This is a genomic window from Streptomyces sp. NBC_00414 (assembly GCF_036038375.1).
In the GTDB taxonomy this organism is placed as follows: domain Bacteria; phylum Actinomycetota; class Actinomycetes; order Streptomycetales; family Streptomycetaceae; genus Streptomyces.
The window spans coordinates 7,023,643-7,038,511 of record NZ_CP107935.1 but is presented as its reverse complement, the minus strand read 5'-3'; the positions used below and the strand labels follow the sequence as shown (position 1 = coordinate 7,038,511).

Here is a 14,869-nt window from a genome sequence, read left to right as displayed (position 1 = left end):
CCGTGGACGCGGGGCAGGGAAGGTGCGTGAGAGCTGTGGGGGTGCCGGGACTCGGGGAGGACGTCGACGAACTGCTGCGGTTCGTACGGCGGCAGGGCACCCCGGCGGAGGTACTCGACTGGCTCGGGCGCCGGACCGGGGCGCACGTCGCGTGGATCGGCCGCGAGGGCACGGTCGAGGCGGCCACGGCCGGCTTCCCACGACGGCTCGCGGGCACGCTGACGGAGCAGGTGGAACGCCTGGCGGGCGGGCAGTTGGCCGCGGCCACGACACGGGCCGGTGAGCTGGAGGTACGCCTGGAGGCCTTCGGCGGACGCGAGCCGCGCCCGGTGCTGGTGACCGTCAGCCCCTCGGCGCTGTCGCGCGAATCGGCCGCGCTGGCCTCGCGGGCCGGCGGCGTCGTCGACCTGCTGAGCCGTGCGTCGGAGGCCGACGGCGGCACGCGGGGGTACGAGGCGAAGGCGGCGCAACTGCGCTTCGCGGTATTGACCGCGCTGCTGGCCGGGGACGTCACCATGGCGCGCCGGATGACCACCGGTGACGTACCGCCGCTGCTGAACGCGGAGCGCGTGCGCGTCCATCTCCTGCACTGCCCGCCCGCCGACCGCGACCGGCTGACCCGTACCTACCTGGACCCGTCGGGCTATCACGGGCCGGGGCTGATGGTGAACTGCCCGGTGTTCAAGGAGCAGTTGATCTGCCCCGTCGCCGAGGACCCGGAGCCGGACGGCGGGTTCCGGCAGGGTGAGGTGCTGCGGCGGCTCGTCGGGGAGAACCCCGGGTACGCGCTGGGCGTCAGCAGGCCGCATCCGCTCGCCGCCACGGGTGAGGCCTACGGAGAGGCCGTGCACGCGCTCGCCGTCGCCCGCAACTCCCCCGGCCGGCTGGCCGCCTACACCGGACGGCCCTCGCTGGTGCACGTACTGCCCCGCCGGGCGGCCCTCGCCTGGGCTCGCGCCCACCTGGAGCCGCTGCAGGCCGTCCCCAAGCCCACCGTGGACGTCATCCGCCTCGCCGTGACGTTCTCCCGGTCCGGCGTGGCCCGTCTGCTGCACCTCAGCCGCACCACCGTCACGGCCCACTGCCGCCGGGCGGAGGTGGCCCTCGGCGTCGACCTCGGCGAGGTCCGCACCCGCGCCACGCTCGATCTGGCCCTGTCCCTCACGGCGCTCCAGTCCGACCCCGCGGACACCGCCCAGCCCGACGCCGTCCAGCTGGTCGCGCCGCCGCTCGACGAGCTCCTCCGCACCTCCCCCGCCACGGCATGGGCGGAGCCCTTCCTGCACCCACTGCGCGACACCCGGCACCGCGATCTGTACCTCACCGTGGAGGCCTGGGTCGACGCCAACACCGACGCCCAGCGGACCGCCTCGCACCTGGGGCTGAGCCGCAACACGGTCCGCGCCCATCTGCGCGCCGCCGAACGCCTCCTCAACCGCGATCTGCTGACCACCGGCTCGGGCGTCCACGACCTCGTGCACGCCCTGCGCGTGACGGGTGGACAGCGTGCACACCCACCGGGCGAATCTGGCCGGCGTGCACGGTGGCCGTCGGCGGACGTCGCCTCATAACGTGCACAGTGCGCGGCGAATGGCCCACGGGGGAGGTCATTCGCCGCGGCTGCGCTCCCGCGCGGGGCACTGGCGTGTGCGGGTCCTTGTCGGGTGCGGGTCCTTGTCGGGTGCGGGTTCGGTGGGGGCTGGGCGCGCAGTTCCCCGCGCCCCTCGGGCGTCCCCCTAGGCGCCCAGGGGCGCCAAGGGCTTCTCCCTCTCTCCTGCCCTCTCCTTGCGGTGGGCTCGGATCGAGTAGGTCAGCGCCCCGGCCCAGAGGGCGTACAGGAGGACGTACACGCTCGCGCTCACCGCGCCCGGCGCCGCCACCCAGTCGCTCCTCAGCAGCGTACGGACGTTGGTGACGACGATGACGCCGCCGACCGCCGAGCCCAGGACGCGCGGGGGCAGCAGGCGCACCAGCCAGGCCGCGACGGGCGCCGCGATCAGGCCGCCGATCAGGAACGCGGCGACCCAGCGCCGGTTCAGTCCCTGGGAGCCGAGGGAGAAGAGAAATCCGAGACTGGCGGCGACGGCGACGAGGAACTCGCTGGTGTCGATGGACCCGATGACCTTGCGAGGCTCCAGCCGGCCGCCGGCCAGCAGTGCCGGGGTGCCGACCGGGCCCCAGCCGCCTCCGCCGGTCGCGTCCAGGAAACCGGCGACCAGGCCGAGCGGCGACAGGAACCGTTTGCGCAGCGGCTTGCCGAGATTGCCCTTGGGCAGGCCGCGAAAAGTGAACCGGGACATCACGTACAGCCCGAGCCCCAGCAGGATCAGGGACATCACCGGCTCGGCGGTCCCGGTGGACAGCCCCGACAGGACGGTCGCGCCGAGGAACGACCCGACGGCTCCGGGTATCCCGATCCTGACGACGACCTTCCAGTCCACATTGCCGAAGCGCCAGTGCGAGGCGCCGGACATCAGGGTCGTACCGATCTCCGCGAGGTGGACCGTGGCCGAGGCGGCGGCCGGGTTGGTGCCCATGGAGAGCAGCAGGGTGGTCGAGGTCACGCCGTAGGCCATGCCGAGGCTGCCGTCCACCAGCTGCGCGCCGAGTCCGGCCAGGGCCAGCAGTACCAGCGTGCGCATCGTGTCCGTGTCCGTCCCGTCGTGTCGCGAGCCCCCTCCGGAAAGCGCCTCCGGGACGCGGAAGGGACGGACGGGACGCTAGGTGCCCGAGCTGAGGATTGCCTGAGCGTGCGATGAGGACGCCGCACAGACGGACAGGACGGACAGGACGGCCGGGGCGGGCGGTGCGGGCCCTGGACGGTGCCCCGGTCGGGGAGGACCGGGGCACCGTGGCCTTCCGTGCGGTGGAACGGTGGCTCAGGTCAGGCGGATCACGTTCCAGGAGAGGGGCTCCAGGGTCGTGGCGAGCCTGCCGTCCTGGAGCGTGGTGCCCGTCACCTCGTGCGGGACCACCCGTTCCGGCTCGTCGAGGGTGTTGCGGGCGTCCGGGTCCGCGTCGGCCAGGGCGCTGTGCTCCACCACGGTCGTCAGGCCCAGCGAGCCGAGTGACACCTCCAGCGGCAGCGCGTCGGTGCGGCCGCGGTTGACGGCGAAGACGGTGACCGAGCCGTCCTCGGCCCGCACGGCGGTGGCGTGCAGCAGGTCCGTCTCGCCGTACTTCGCCGTCTCGTACGTCGGTGAGTCCACCCGTACGTCGAGGATCTGGCCCCGCCCGTACCGCGAGGCCTGCGCGAACGGGAAGAAGGTCGTCTGGCGCCAGGCCGGGCCGCCCGGCTCGGTCATGATCGGTGCGATGACGTTGACCAGCTGGGCGAGGCACGCGACGGTCACCCGGTCCGCGTGCCGCAGCAGCGCGATGAGCAGCGAGCCGAAGACGACGGCGTCGGTGACGTTGTAGTTGTCCTCAAGGAGGCGCGGTGCCTCCGGCCAGTCCAGCGGGTTGCGCTCGGCCTCCTCCTGTGTCCGCGACAGGTACCAGACGTTCCACTCGTCGAAGGAGAGGTTGATCCGCTTCTTCGACTTCAGCCGCGCGCCGATGTGGTCGCAGGTGGCGACCACGTTCTCGATGAAGGACTCCATGTCCACGGCGGAGGCCAGGAAGGAGTCGACGTCGCCGTCGTGGGGCTCGTAGTAGGCGTGCAGGGAGATGTGGTCGACCAGGTCGTACGTCTCGGCCAGGACCGTCGCCTCCCATTCCGCGAAGGTCTCCATCGACTGGCCCGAGGAGCCGCAGGCGACCAGTTCGACGCCCGGGTCGATCTGCCGCATCGCGCGGGCCGTCTCGGCGGCGAGGCGGCCGTACTCCTCCGCCGTCTTGTGCCCGGTCTGCCAGGGGCCGTCCATCTCGTTGCCGAGGCACCACACGCGGATGCCGAAGGGGTCCTTGTCGCCGTGGGCGACGCGGAGGTCGGAGAGCGCCGTGCCCGAGGGGTGGTTGGCGTACTCCTGGAGTTCCAGGGCCTCGGCCACGCCCCTGGTGCCGAGGTTGACGGCCATCATCGGTTCGGCCTGCGGGCCGAGCTTCTTCAGGAACGCGATGTACTCGGACAGGCCGAAGCGGTTCGTCTCCGTCGAGCGCCAGGCGAGGTCCAGGCGGCGGGGTCGGTCCTCGGCGGGGCCCACCGAGTCCTCCCACTTGTAGCCGGAGACGAAGTTGCCGCCGGGGTAGCGGATCGTCGTGACGCCGAGTTCCTTCACCAGGTCGAGGACGTCCTGGCGTAGGCCCGCCTCGTCGGCGGTGTCGTGTTCGGGCTCGTATATGCCGGTGTAGACGCAGCGGCCCAGGTGTTCCACGAACGAGCCGAAGAGGCGGGGGTTCACCTCGCCGACCGTGAAAGCGGGGTCGAGGGTGAAGCGTGCCTTTTCCTGCATGGTGCCTTTTCGCCTTTCGGGAGGGGTGGCTCGGGTTTCGTCGGCGGGTGCGGATGCGGGTGCGTGGTGGCTGGTCGCGCCCACGCGGCGGAGCCGCACATGTCACAGCCCCGCGCCCTTGGCAGCTAAAAGACCTTTGGCCAGCCCTCTTTTGACCAGCTGAGCCTGTTCAGGCCCAGCTTCGGGGTGCCCTCGTCGGTCGCGTCGTAGTAGTGGTAGGCCAGCCAGTCCCTGCCCTTGTCCTGGAAGACCGACTGGCCGCCTGTGCCGATGTAGCTGCCGTGGCCCGCCAGGAGCAGGTCGCCGCCGCCCTGGAGGAGCGGGGTGCCGGTGCTGTCCACGTACGGGCCGGTGACCGAGGTCGATCTGCCCACGCGGATCTTGTAGGTCGAGTTCACGCCCGCGCAGCACGCGTCGTACGAGGCGAAGAGGTAGTGGAAGCGGCCGTGCTGGACGATGTACGGGCCCTCGACCGCGTACGGGGCGTCGGGGCGGGTCGCCAGGTGGTGGACGGTCGTGCCGGGGACGGCCTTGCCGGTGGCCGGGTCCAGTTCGACCATGCGGATGCCGGTCCAGTACGAGCCGAACGCCATCCACAGCTTGCCGTCGGCCCTGGTGATCGCCGGGTCGATGGCGTTCCAGGTGTCGGTTGTCTCGGAGGTGAAGACCTTGCCCCGGTCCGTCCAAGTACCGGGCTTGCCGGACCTGGACGTGGCCACGCCGATCGCGGAGTGGTTGGTGCCCCAGGAGGAGACCGCGTAGTAGAGCCAGTAGCGGCCCGCGCGGTAGGAGATGTCGGGGGCCCACGGGTCGCCGGTGTCGTTGTACTCGTACCACCAGGACGGGGGTTCGGCGAAGGCGTTGCCCGCGTCGTCCCAGTGCCTGAGGTCCTCGGACAGGCGGGCGCCGATGATCCCGCCGGTCGAATAGGCCGCGTACTCACCGGACTTGAGGCGGATGACGGTCGGGTCGTGGATGATCTGCCGGCCGGTGAGCGGCAGGGGGTCCGGGTACTCGGCCGCCTGTGCCGTCGCCGGAAGCAGGGCCAGGAGGGCCGCGGCGAGTACCGCGGCGAATCTGAGGCGCTTCAACTGGTAGCTCCTGTTCGGGAGTTACGGGGTCGCGGGAATCGCGGAGCTACTGGCCAGCGAGGCCCGTGTGGGCGACGCCCGCCACGATCTGGCGCTGGAAGAAGACGAAGACGATGATCAGCGGCAGGCCCGCCATCAGGCCGCCCGCCATGAGCTGGGCCCACTGGATGCCGTAGGAGTTCATGACGGTCGCGATGCCGTTCGGCATGGTCATCAGGTCGGGGTTGTTGGTCACCATGTACGGCCACAGGAAGTTGTTCCAGGACGCGATGAAGGTGAAGATGCCGACCGCCGCGAGGGAAGGGCGGGAGAGCGGGAGCACGATGGTGAAGAAGACCCGCCAGCGGCCCGCCCCGTCGATGAAGGCCGCCTCCTCCAGCTCGCGCGGGATGCCCTGGAAGAACTTGTAGAGGATGTAGACCATCGCGGCGGGCGCGCACTGCGGCAGGATCATGCCCCAGTAGGTGTCGACCATCCCCATCTGCTGGACCGTGGTGAACAGGGGCACACCGAGGACGGCCGGCGAGACCATCAGGCCGGTCATGACCAGGCCGAGGAGGGCCTTCTTGCCGCGGAACTCCGTGCGGGCGAAGCCGTATCCGGCGAGCGCGCTCACACTCAGCACCACGAAGGTCACACACACCGAGACCACGAACGAGTTCACGAACCAGTTGGTGATGTTGCCGGTCTCGAAGATCGCCGACCAGGCCTGGGTCGTCCACTCCTTCGGCAGCCAGTGCGTCGGCACCTCGACGGCCTCGGTCTCCGACTTCAGGGAGGTGAACAGGGCCCAGACGAGCGGCGCGAGGAACACCGTGGCGACGGCGGTGGCGAGGAGGGTGAGCAGGATCTGGCCGGCCGTCCAGGGCTTACGGGTCCTGGTGCGGCGTACCCGTGCCGTGCCGCTCGTCCGTGTCCCGTCGCCTGTCGGGGCCTCGTCGCGGATCTCTGCTGCGGCGGTGCTCATCGGCCGCCCTCCTCACGGTTGCGCAGCAGCCACATCCGCGCGAGGGCGACGGCCGCGATGATCACGAAGAAGATGATGGAGATCGCGGAGGCGTAGCCGACGCGGTAGCTGGTGAAGCCCTCTTCGAGGGTGTACTGCACGAAGGTGCGGGTGGAGCCCTCCGGTCCCGGCAGGAAGTCCATCATCACCACGGCCTGGTCGAAGACCTGCAGCGAGGCGAGGATCTGCAGGGCGATCACGAGTCCGGTGATGCTCCGCATCATCGGCAGGGTGATGTGGATCATGCGGTGCCACGCGTTCGCGCCGTCCAGCTTGGCGGCCTCGTAGAGATGCGCGGGGATGCCCTGGAGGGCGGCGAGGTAGAGCAGGAAGCTGAAGCCGACCGTCCACCACAGGGTGCAGACGACGACGGCGAGCATGGCGTACGACTTGTCGGTCAGCCATGCCGTCTCGATGCCGAAGACGTGGTTGACCATTCCGGTGCCGGGGTTGAACAGCCACTGCCACAGGTTGGCCGCGACGGTGGACGGCAGCAGGAACGGGGCGAAGAAGCACAGCCGCCACAGCCACTTGCCGCGCTCGATGTGGTGGGCGAGCATCGCGAGGAGGAAGGCCAGGACGGTGATGCAGGGCACGACCAAAAGCGTGAAGTACACGCTGTGGCCGAGCGATTCCCACACCAGCGGGTCGTCCAGGGCCTCGCGGTAGTTGTCGAGGCCGATGAAGTTGGTGGCGTCGCCGGAGATGTTGGCGTCCGTGAAACTGAGGTAGAGGCCGCGCAGCAGCGGCCAGATCACGAACAGCGCGAACAGTACGAGGAACGGGGCGACGAACCACGCCCCGTGCTGGAAGCCCTGCTTGCGGCGGACGGTGGCGCTCGCCGCGGCGGCCCGCGTACGCGCCGGAGCGATGACGGTCTCCGCACTGGTCGTCGTCATGCGACCGCACCTCCCTGCGCGGCCGTCCGGCCGTCCATGGGGTTCTTCATGGCGAGGAGTTCGGTGAGCGTGCTCTTCATGGTGCGGGCGGCGGCGTCCGGCTTGGCGGAGCCCATCGTCGAGGAGACGACGACCGGGCCGACGCGCTGGGCGAGGATGCCGGTGGACCCGGCGAACCACACCTTCGGCTCGGTGGCCTGGTGGTCCATCGCCGAGACGTACTCGCTCTGCGGGTTCATCTTCTTGTACGCGGCCGTGGACAGGGTCGGCGTGTAGGCGGGGATGTGACCGCCGGCCGCCCACTGTTGGGCGTGCTGGACGATGTAGGCGGCGAGCTGGTGCGCGCCCTCGTTGGCGGCGCCGCCCCGGTCGGCCTGGTGCGGCAGGACGAAGGAGTGCGACTCGGCGTGGGTGGCCTGCTCGCCGAAGACGGGCGGCAGCGGGGTGGCGCCGTACTGGATCTTCGCGCCGTCGAAGACGGGCACCGACCAGTTGCCCTCCCAGACGAACGGGCCGCCGTTGACGAACTGTTCGGCGCCCGCGCCGCCCGCGAAGCCCGGGTTCACGTACCCGTCGGTGATGTGCCGGCGCAGGAACTCCAGTACCCGCGTGGCCTTTTCGGTGTCGAAGGTCACCTCGGTGTTGGCGTCGTCGAACCAGGTGCCGCCGAGCTGGGTGTAGAAGGCGACGAAGAACCACCACTGGAAGTTCTGGTCGGCGGACCACATGCCGATGGTCTGCAGGCCCTTCTTGGTGGCCTTCTTCGCCTCCTTCAGGACGTCGAACCACTCGTCGACGGAGGTGACCGGCACGATGTGGCCGTCGTCGCCGAGCAGGCCCGCCTTCTTCAGCACGTCCTTGCGGTAGAAGCAGAGCTGGACGTGGATGTCGAGCGGGAGCGCGTAGAGCTTGCCGCCGATGACGGCGCGCTTCCACAGCTCGGGGTTGAAGTCCGCTTCCCGCACGCCGTACTTGGCGAGCAGGTCGACGTCCCAGGGGTCCAGGAGCCGGCCCGGTGAGAAGCCGGTGACCCGGCCCAGGTGCATGACACCCAGGTCGGGTGCGCGGTTGCCCGCCGCCGCCATGGCCAGTTTGGTGTAGAAGGGGCTGCCCCACTGGAGGGTGGAGTCCTTCACGTCGATGCCGGGGTTCGCCCTCCGGAAGGCGTCCAGCATCGCGATCATGTTGTAGCCGTCGCCGCCGCTGAAGAGGTTCCAGTAGCGGACGCGGGTGTCCGCGCCGGACGCGAGCGCGTCCGCTCCGGTGCCGAGCGCGGCGAATCCGAGGCTGCCCGCGACCGTCACACCGCTGAGTCCCGCCAGGAGCTGCCTGCGATTCAGGCCAGGTCGTCCCATGCCCTGCCCCATCTGTTCGAGATGTCTCTGTTCGAGATTTCGATTAGTGCTCGTAACTTCGAACGGACCGTAGATAGGAAGCGCTTACTCGTCAATGGTTCGCGCAGGAATTTCCCTGTGGATGTTGGCTCAGGCGGAGGCCGGACGGAGGCCCTGGAACGTTCCCGCCGCGGTGAACGCGTCGGTGATCGGCGCGATGAGCGAGGCGAAACGGCGGGCGCCCGTGTCGCCGATCGGGGCCCACAGCGCGGCGCAGTGTTCGTCCGTCTCCGCCTCGATCCGCTCGCGCGCCACCCTGCCGGCGTCGGTGAGCGTGGGGGCGGTGGGTTCGGCGTCGGTGAGCGGGGTGTCGGGGTCAGGGGCGGATGCGGGGGCGGGGGCAGGGGCGAGCCAGCCGCGCGCGGTGAGACGTGCCGTCGCCGCGGCCCACTCCCCGTCGTCCCACTGTCGGGTCGCCCGCGCGAGAGCTGTCGGGAGACCGCCCGCCGCGGTGTGCAGGACGAGACAGTCGCACGGCCCGACATCGTTGTCCGCGAGGACGACGAGATGCGCGTCGCCGCGCCACTCACGCGCCACCGTGATCTGCTGCCACAGAGCGACTAGCGGGTCGGAGGGCGGCGCGACCGAGGCGTTCGCGGCGGCCAGCACCTTGCCCGCGCAGTCGGCGCCGGTGACGACCGGGTCGATCAGCGCCCGCGCCTCGGCAAGTCGGCCGTCCGTCAGCCGCACCCCGACGCGCCGCATCGCCCGCCCGGCGGCCAGGAAGCGGGCGGCCTGCCACCGCTCGGGCGGCGCGGCGTCCCACACGCCCGCCATGGCGCGGACCGCCCGGGGGCTGAAGTTGTAGAAGGCCGCGTGCGTGACCTGCCACGGAACCGCGCCCATCGCGGCCGACCGGAAGGCCAGGTACGCCGGTCCGCGGTCGGTCACGCCGAATCCGGCCGCCTCCTGGGCGCCCTCGGGGACGAGGTAGGTGAACAGGTGGGCCGCGCTGACGGCACGGCTGACTTCGCGGACGGCACTGAGGTCCATCACGGTTGCCCCTTCCGGGAGTTGGGCGGTGCCTCAGACGGAGGTCTCGGCGGAGGTCTCGGCAGGGATTTCGGCAGGGATTTCGGCAGGGGTCTCGGCAGGGGTCTCGGCGGTCGCGGTCAGCACCGCGCGGCCGAGGATGTGACCGGCCATGGTGAAGCCGAGGACCGCCGGGGTGGCGTCGGCCGGGACGCCGATGGAGGCGGTGCCGAGGGCGTGCACCACGACGAAGTAACGGTGCGGTCCGTGCCCGGCGGGCGGGGCGGCGCCGATGTAGCGGGCCGCGCGGGCGTCGTTGGGGAGCTGGTAGGCGCCTTCGGGCAGGCCCGATCCCGTGTCGTCACCGGCGCCCGCGGGCAGTGCGGTGACGGTGGCGGGGATGTCGGCGACCGCCCAGTGCCAGAACCCGGACCCGGTGGGGGCGTCGGGGTCGTAGACGGTGACGGCGTAGCTCCTGGTGCCGGCCGGGGCGCCGCTCCAGGACAGCTGCGGGGAGATGTCCCGGCCGCCGGGCAGACCGGAGGCGTGCTGCTCGGGCGGCCAGGCGGCTCCGTCGGCGACGGTGGCGCTGGTGACGGTGAAGGAAGCCGCCTCGGGGAGGCGGGCGAAGGGGTCGTTGGCGTACATGCGGTGTTCCTTTCGGGAGTGCGTGCCGGGAAGCGGTGGTGCGACCGGGCATAGAATCGACAGTAACACCAATAATCGATTATCTAGGAAATCGTCTATGCTGAGTTCATGACTGACACGCCGTCCCGCCCCCCGGCTCCCGTTGGGAAGCAGATGCTTTCCGAACAGGTCTACGCACACCTGCGGGACGCGATCATGCGGGGGGACCACGCTCCCGGTGACGCTCTCAAACCGCAGGACCTCGCCAGGGAAGAGGGCGTGAGTCTGGCCGTCACGAGGGAGGCGCTCGTGCGGCTGGTCGGTGAGGGGCTCGCCGACCGGCTGCCCAATCGCGGATTCACGGTCCCGTCCTTCTCCGACCACCGCTGGCAGGAGATCGCGGAGGCCCGCAGGACCATCGAACCGGTCGTACTGCGCATGTCCGTCGAGCGCGGCGACGTCGACTGGGAGGCCCGTGTCCGGGCGGCCCACCATCGCCTGGTGCGCACGCCGGCGTACGCGCCGGAGGAGGGCGAGTACTACACCGCGGCCTGGGCCGAGGCCCACCGGGCCTTCCATCGCACGCTGCTTGAGGGGTGCGGCAACCCCACCCTGCTGGAGACCTTCGACCGGCTGTGGACGGCGAGCGAGCTGGCCCGCCGCTGGTCGGCGCACCGCACCCCCGACCGGGACGGCGCGAAGGAGCACCGCAGGCTGGAGGAGGCGGCGCTGGCCCGCGACGCCGACACCGCGGCGGCGGTCCTGGTCGAGCACCTCACCATGACCGCCGCCGCTCTGACCGAGGACTCAGGTCAGGTCTGACCGAAGGCGCGGGTCAGGTTCGACGGAGGGCTCGGGTCAGGTTCGGCCGAAGGCTCAGATCAGGTCCGACGGGGGGCTCGGGGCAGGTTCGACCGAAGGCTCAGATCAGGTCCGGCGGAGGGCTCGGGGCAGCCGTCCGAGCCCCGCCCGGAGTCCGGGGGGCGGGACCGGGCCGGGCCGGGCGTCAGCCGGCGAAGGCCGGCTGGGGCAGGCCCTTGCCCGCCCCGGGGACGACGAGCACCGAGCCCGCGAGCGGGTGCGGCGCCTCAAGACCCGTACGGGCTGTCGTGATGTACAGGTCGGTCAGGCCGGCGCCGCCGAACGCGCAGGCCGTGGGGCGCGGCACGGGCAGTTCCACGACGCGGTCGAGCGTGCCGGAGGGGGTGTAGCGGCGGATCGCACCGCCGTCCCACAGGGCGACCCAGACGCAGCCGTCGGCGTCGACGGTGAGCCCGTCGGGGAAACCCTCACCTTCCTCGATGACCGCCAGCTCACGCCTTCCGCTGACCTGCCGGCCGTCGAAGTCGAAGACGTCGATCCGTCGTGTGGGCGAGTCGATGTAGTACATGAGGCGGCCGTCGGGGCTCCAGCCCGTGCCGTTGCTCACCGCCACGTCGTCGAGGACGGTCGAGACCGTGCCGTCCGGGCCGAACCGCGAGAGCGTGCCGCCGCCCGGTGCCTCGTCGTAGCGCATGGTGCCCGCCCACAGAGAGCCGTCGGGCGCGACCGCCGCGTCGTTGGCACGGCGGCCCGGGACGACCTCGTGGTGCAGCCACCGGAATTCCTGGGCGTCGCCCGCGGGGCTGCCGCCGGACCCCGCGACGGAGTCCGGGCCGTACAGGCCGATGCCGTCGCGGAGGTTGACGACCAGGCCGCCGCCCGCCCGCGGCTTGGCGGCGCCCACGTGCTGCTCGGTGACCATGACCGTGCGCCGGCCGGAGACCGGGTCGTACGTGAACACCCGGGACCCGAGGATGTCGATCCAGATCAGCCGCCCGGCGTCGGCGTCCCAGGTGGGGCCTTCACCGAGGGCCGCCTCCGCCCGGACGGCCACTTCGTACGCGTGCGTCCGCGCCGTCCGGCCCTTCGCCCGACCCGTCATCCCACGCTCCGGTGTCCGAGTCGCTCCGACAGCTCGGCCGCGCCCTTGGCGGCGAGCCCTTCCAGTTCGACCTTGCGGTCCTCGCTCCAGCGGATCATCGGCACGGAGATGGAGAGCGCCGCCACGACCTGGCCCGTGCGGTCGCGCACCGGCGCCGCGATGCAGCTGACGTCGGGGTTCGACTCCCGGCTCTCCACCGCGATGCCGCGGGCGCGGATCTCGACGAGGGCCTCGCGCAGGGCGGCCGGGTCGGTGATGCTGTTCGGCGTCATCCGGATCAGGTCGGCGTCGTCGGGGATCCGCGAGGTCAGCTCGGGCTCGGACAGCGAGGCGAGCAGCATCTTTCCCACGGAGGTGCAGTGGGCGGGGAGCCGGCGGCCGGCGGCGGACACCATGCGCACGGCGTGCGTGGAGTCGACCTTGGCGATGTAGATGACGTCGGTGCCCTCCAGGATCGCCACGTGCACGGTCTCGTCGCAGGTCTCCGCGACGGACCGGGCGACCTGCTGGCCCTCGGCGGCGAGGTCCAGCTGCTCGGAGTAGCGGCTGCCGAGCTGATACGGCCGCACGCCGAGCCGGTAGCGTCCCGGCTGACCCGGTACGGGCGTGATGTACGAACGGGCGGCGAGTGTCGTCACCAGTTCGTGCACTGTGGTGCGCGGCAACTGCAGCCGGCGCACGATGTCGGGGGCGGAGAGTGTGCCGTCCCCGTCGAGGAAGAGCTCAAGTATGTCGAGAGCCCTGGTTACGGCAGGTACGAGGCGTCCCACAACTGGCCCCCTCCCTTATGTTCGAAATTTCAACAGCCGATCGGCATAGCGAACACAGGCTACTCACACGGGTTCCGCCGGGCAATAAGCGCGCGCGACCGGCGAGGCGGGACGCTGCCCGGTGGGCACGCGGGTACGCGGTAAACGGCAGTAACGGGTGGGTGGGCGGGAAAGGTGTTTCAGCGCCGGGCGCGGGGGTCGCCCAGTTCACCCCGTAACCGCTGAGCCCGCAGCACCAGCTCCAGCTCGAAGCGCCGGTCCGGGTCATCGACCTCGTCCCCCCACAGCTCCCTGATCTGCCGAAGGCGATACCGCACGGTCTGCGGATGGACCCCCAGCCGCGCCGCCACCTCGGGGGCCCCGCCCCGCGTCTCCAGCCAGGCCAGCATCGTCTCGGCGAGCCGCCGCCCGTGCGTGGGACCGCAGTGGGCGAGCGGCTCCAGACACCGCAGGGCCAGGTCGTCGATCAACTCCTCGGGCTGGAGGAGAACCAGGGCCTCGGTGTGCTCGGTGCAGTACAGCACCTCGCCCGGCGGCAGCAGGCCCCGCTCCATGAGCCGTACCGCCGCCTCCGCCCAGCGCAGCGACTTCGCCGCGTCGGCCAGCGGCACGGGCGGGCCGATCGCGCCGGCCCAGCCGGTCAGCGCCCGGTGCAGCAGTTCGGGGCGCCCGGCGGCGTCGGGCTCGGGCACGACCATGCGGGGCTGTTCGTACTCCATGTCCAGCAGGACGCCCTGGCTCACGGCGGGTGCGACGGCCTCCCGGGCGGGCCTCAGCAGTACGCCTACCGCGACCTTGCCGGGCAGCGGCCAGCCGATCCGCGCGGCCCGCTCGGAGAGCGCCTCGGCCGGGTCGCCCCGGTGGTGCTCGGCGAGCAGCAGTTCCATCAGCCGGCGCTGCAGCCGCAGCCGTTCCCCGGCCTGCCGGGCGGCGGCCTCGGCGTAACCGCGTACGGACTGGTCGACCAGCCCGTCCAGATACTCGTATCCGGCGTCGACCAGCTCGTACATCGCGGGCGGCGGGATCTCCACGCGCTGCCCGATCTCGGCGAAACGGCGCCAGGCGAGCCGTACGCCGAGGCGGTAGATCGCCTGGAGCGAGTCGAGGCTGCGTCCGTTGAGGCCCTCGCCGCGGCCGAACTCCTGGAAGACCTCGGGGTGGACGCGCGGCCGTCCCTCGGCGGTCTCCAGATGCTGGACGAACACCTCGATGGCCCGGCGGATCCCGACCAGCGCCATCGGTTCGCCGGAGTCGTCGAGCACCACGGGCAGATGCGGATACTCGTGCTGTATCTCCTGGAGGATCTGCTCGGCGAGTGCCGGCGCCTCGGCCATCGCGAGCGCGGCGAACTGCCGCACCTGGAGGCGCGGTACGTCGTGCCAGGCCGAGCGCACGGTGACGGGTGCCGGGCGGAGGGCCATGGTCAGCGCTCCCGGCCGGCCGTCTCATAGGTGATGAGCGGCGTGTTGGGCTGTTCCGGGGTCGCGTCGAGCAGTGCGACAGCGCCGAGGGCGGCGCCCACGGCGAGCAGGGCGGCGACCGTCACGGTCAGCAGGGCGGCGGGCAGTCTGGGCATCGCGGGTCAGCCTCTCTGTCGAAAGGTCACTCCCACCGAAGCGCTCCGCTGGGAGCGCCGTCCGGAATCTGCGGGCCGACGGTGGCTGATCGCGCAGTTCCCCGCGCCCCCTTCGGGGCACGGCACATTCCCTTCGCCACCGGGCCCACCTCGTCCCGGCCGACGAGTCCCCGGTGCCGGCAAGTCCTCAGTGTCTGCAACGCATTGACACTTCGT

The 14,869-nt window shown here is 71.3% G+C and carries 14 protein-coding genes; 2 read left to right on the top strand and 12 right to left on the bottom strand.

Translation table 11 applies throughout. From position 1 onward, the window contains the following. Positions 1-26: 26 nt before the first annotated feature. Entirely contained in the window at positions 27-1,571 is a 1,545-nt protein-coding gene (locus tag OHS59_RS30565; protein WP_328496564.1) for a helix-turn-helix domain-containing protein, read from the top strand. A gap of 165 nt (positions 1,572-1,736) precedes the next feature. On the opposite strand, the gene OHS59_RS30560 is transcribed toward OHS59_RS30565, so the two are convergent. From OHS59_RS30560 to OHS59_RS30525, 8 genes are all read right to left on the bottom strand, one after another. After that, a complete protein-coding gene (locus OHS59_RS30560; RefSeq protein ID WP_328496563.1) occupies positions 1,737-2,642 on the bottom strand; it encodes a sulfite exporter TauE/SafE family protein in 906 nt (301 codons plus the stop codon). 237 nt (positions 2,643-2,879) lie between these two features. Then, a complete protein-coding gene (arfA, locus tag OHS59_RS30555; RefSeq protein WP_328496562.1) occupies positions 2,880-4,394 on the bottom strand; it encodes an arabinosylfuranosidase ArfA in 1,515 nt (504 codons plus the stop codon). A gap of 125 nt (positions 4,395-4,519) precedes the next feature. After that, the gene (locus OHS59_RS30550) at positions 4,520-5,485 is read right to left on the bottom strand and encodes an arabinan endo-1,5-alpha-L-arabinosidase (RefSeq protein ID WP_328496561.1); all 966 of its coding nucleotides are present in this window, start codon (positions 5,483-5,485) and stop codon (positions 4,520-4,522) included. A gap of 46 nt (positions 5,486-5,531) precedes the next feature. Next, on the bottom strand, positions 5,532-6,452 hold the full coding sequence (locus OHS59_RS30545) for a carbohydrate ABC transporter permease (protein WP_328496560.1): 921 nt from the start codon (positions 6,450-6,452) through the stop codon (positions 5,532-5,534). After that, positions 6,449-7,390 carry a carbohydrate ABC transporter permease gene (locus tag OHS59_RS30540; protein WP_328496559.1) on the bottom strand — a complete coding sequence of 314 codons (942 nt, stop codon included), beginning with the start codon at positions 7,388-7,390 and terminating at the stop codon, positions 6,449-6,451. The genes OHS59_RS30545 and OHS59_RS30540 overlap by 4 nt, the downstream gene beginning before the upstream one ends. After that, the gene (locus tag OHS59_RS30535) at positions 7,387-8,745 is read right to left on the bottom strand and encodes an extracellular solute-binding protein (protein ID WP_328496558.1); all 1,359 of its coding nucleotides are present in this window, start codon (positions 8,743-8,745) and stop codon (positions 7,387-7,389) included. Before OHS59_RS30535 ends, OHS59_RS30540 begins: the two co-directional genes overlap by 4 nt. A 129-nt stretch (positions 8,746-8,874) precedes the next feature. Next, positions 8,875-9,777, bottom strand: a complete 903-nt coding sequence (locus tag OHS59_RS30530) for an SCO6745 family protein (RefSeq protein WP_328499420.1) — start codon at positions 9,775-9,777, stop codon at positions 8,875-8,877. 33 nt (positions 9,778-9,810) lie between these two features. Then, positions 9,811-10,404, bottom strand: a complete 594-nt coding sequence (locus OHS59_RS30525) for a YbhB/YbcL family Raf kinase inhibitor-like protein (protein ID WP_328496557.1) — start codon at positions 10,402-10,404, stop codon at positions 9,811-9,813. A 108-nt stretch (positions 10,405-10,512) separates the two neighbouring features. Between OHS59_RS30525 and OHS59_RS30520 the strand changes: the two genes are divergently transcribed. Beyond that, on the top strand, positions 10,513-11,205 hold the full coding sequence (locus tag OHS59_RS30520) for a GntR family transcriptional regulator (RefSeq protein WP_328496556.1): 693 nt from the start codon (positions 10,513-10,515) through the stop codon (positions 11,203-11,205). Positions 11,206-11,389: 184 nt separating this feature from the next. On the opposite strand, the gene OHS59_RS30515 is transcribed toward OHS59_RS30520, so the two are convergent. The 4 genes from OHS59_RS30515 to OHS59_RS30500 all read right to left on the bottom strand — a co-directional run bounded on the left by OHS59_RS30515 (position 11,390) and on the right by OHS59_RS30500 (position 14,653). Beyond that, on the bottom strand, positions 11,390-12,307 hold the full coding sequence (locus OHS59_RS30515; RefSeq protein WP_328496555.1) for an SMP-30/gluconolactonase/LRE family protein: 918 nt from the start codon (positions 12,305-12,307) through the stop codon (positions 11,390-11,392). Then, complete coding sequence (locus OHS59_RS30510; protein ID WP_189777139.1) at positions 12,304-13,077, bottom strand: IclR family transcriptional regulator; 774 nt, start codon at positions 13,075-13,077, stop codon at positions 12,304-12,306. Before OHS59_RS30510 ends, OHS59_RS30515 begins: the two co-directional genes overlap by 4 nt. 179 nt (positions 13,078-13,256) lie before the next feature. Then, complete coding sequence (locus OHS59_RS30505; RefSeq protein WP_328496554.1) at positions 13,257-14,498, bottom strand: PucR family transcriptional regulator; 1,242 nt, start codon at positions 14,496-14,498, stop codon at positions 13,257-13,259. 2 nt (positions 14,499-14,500) lie between these two features. Beyond that, a complete protein-coding gene (locus OHS59_RS30500; RefSeq protein WP_328496553.1) occupies positions 14,501-14,653 on the bottom strand; it encodes a hypothetical protein in 153 nt (50 codons plus the stop codon). Between the last annotated feature and the right edge of the window lie 216 nt (positions 14,654-14,869).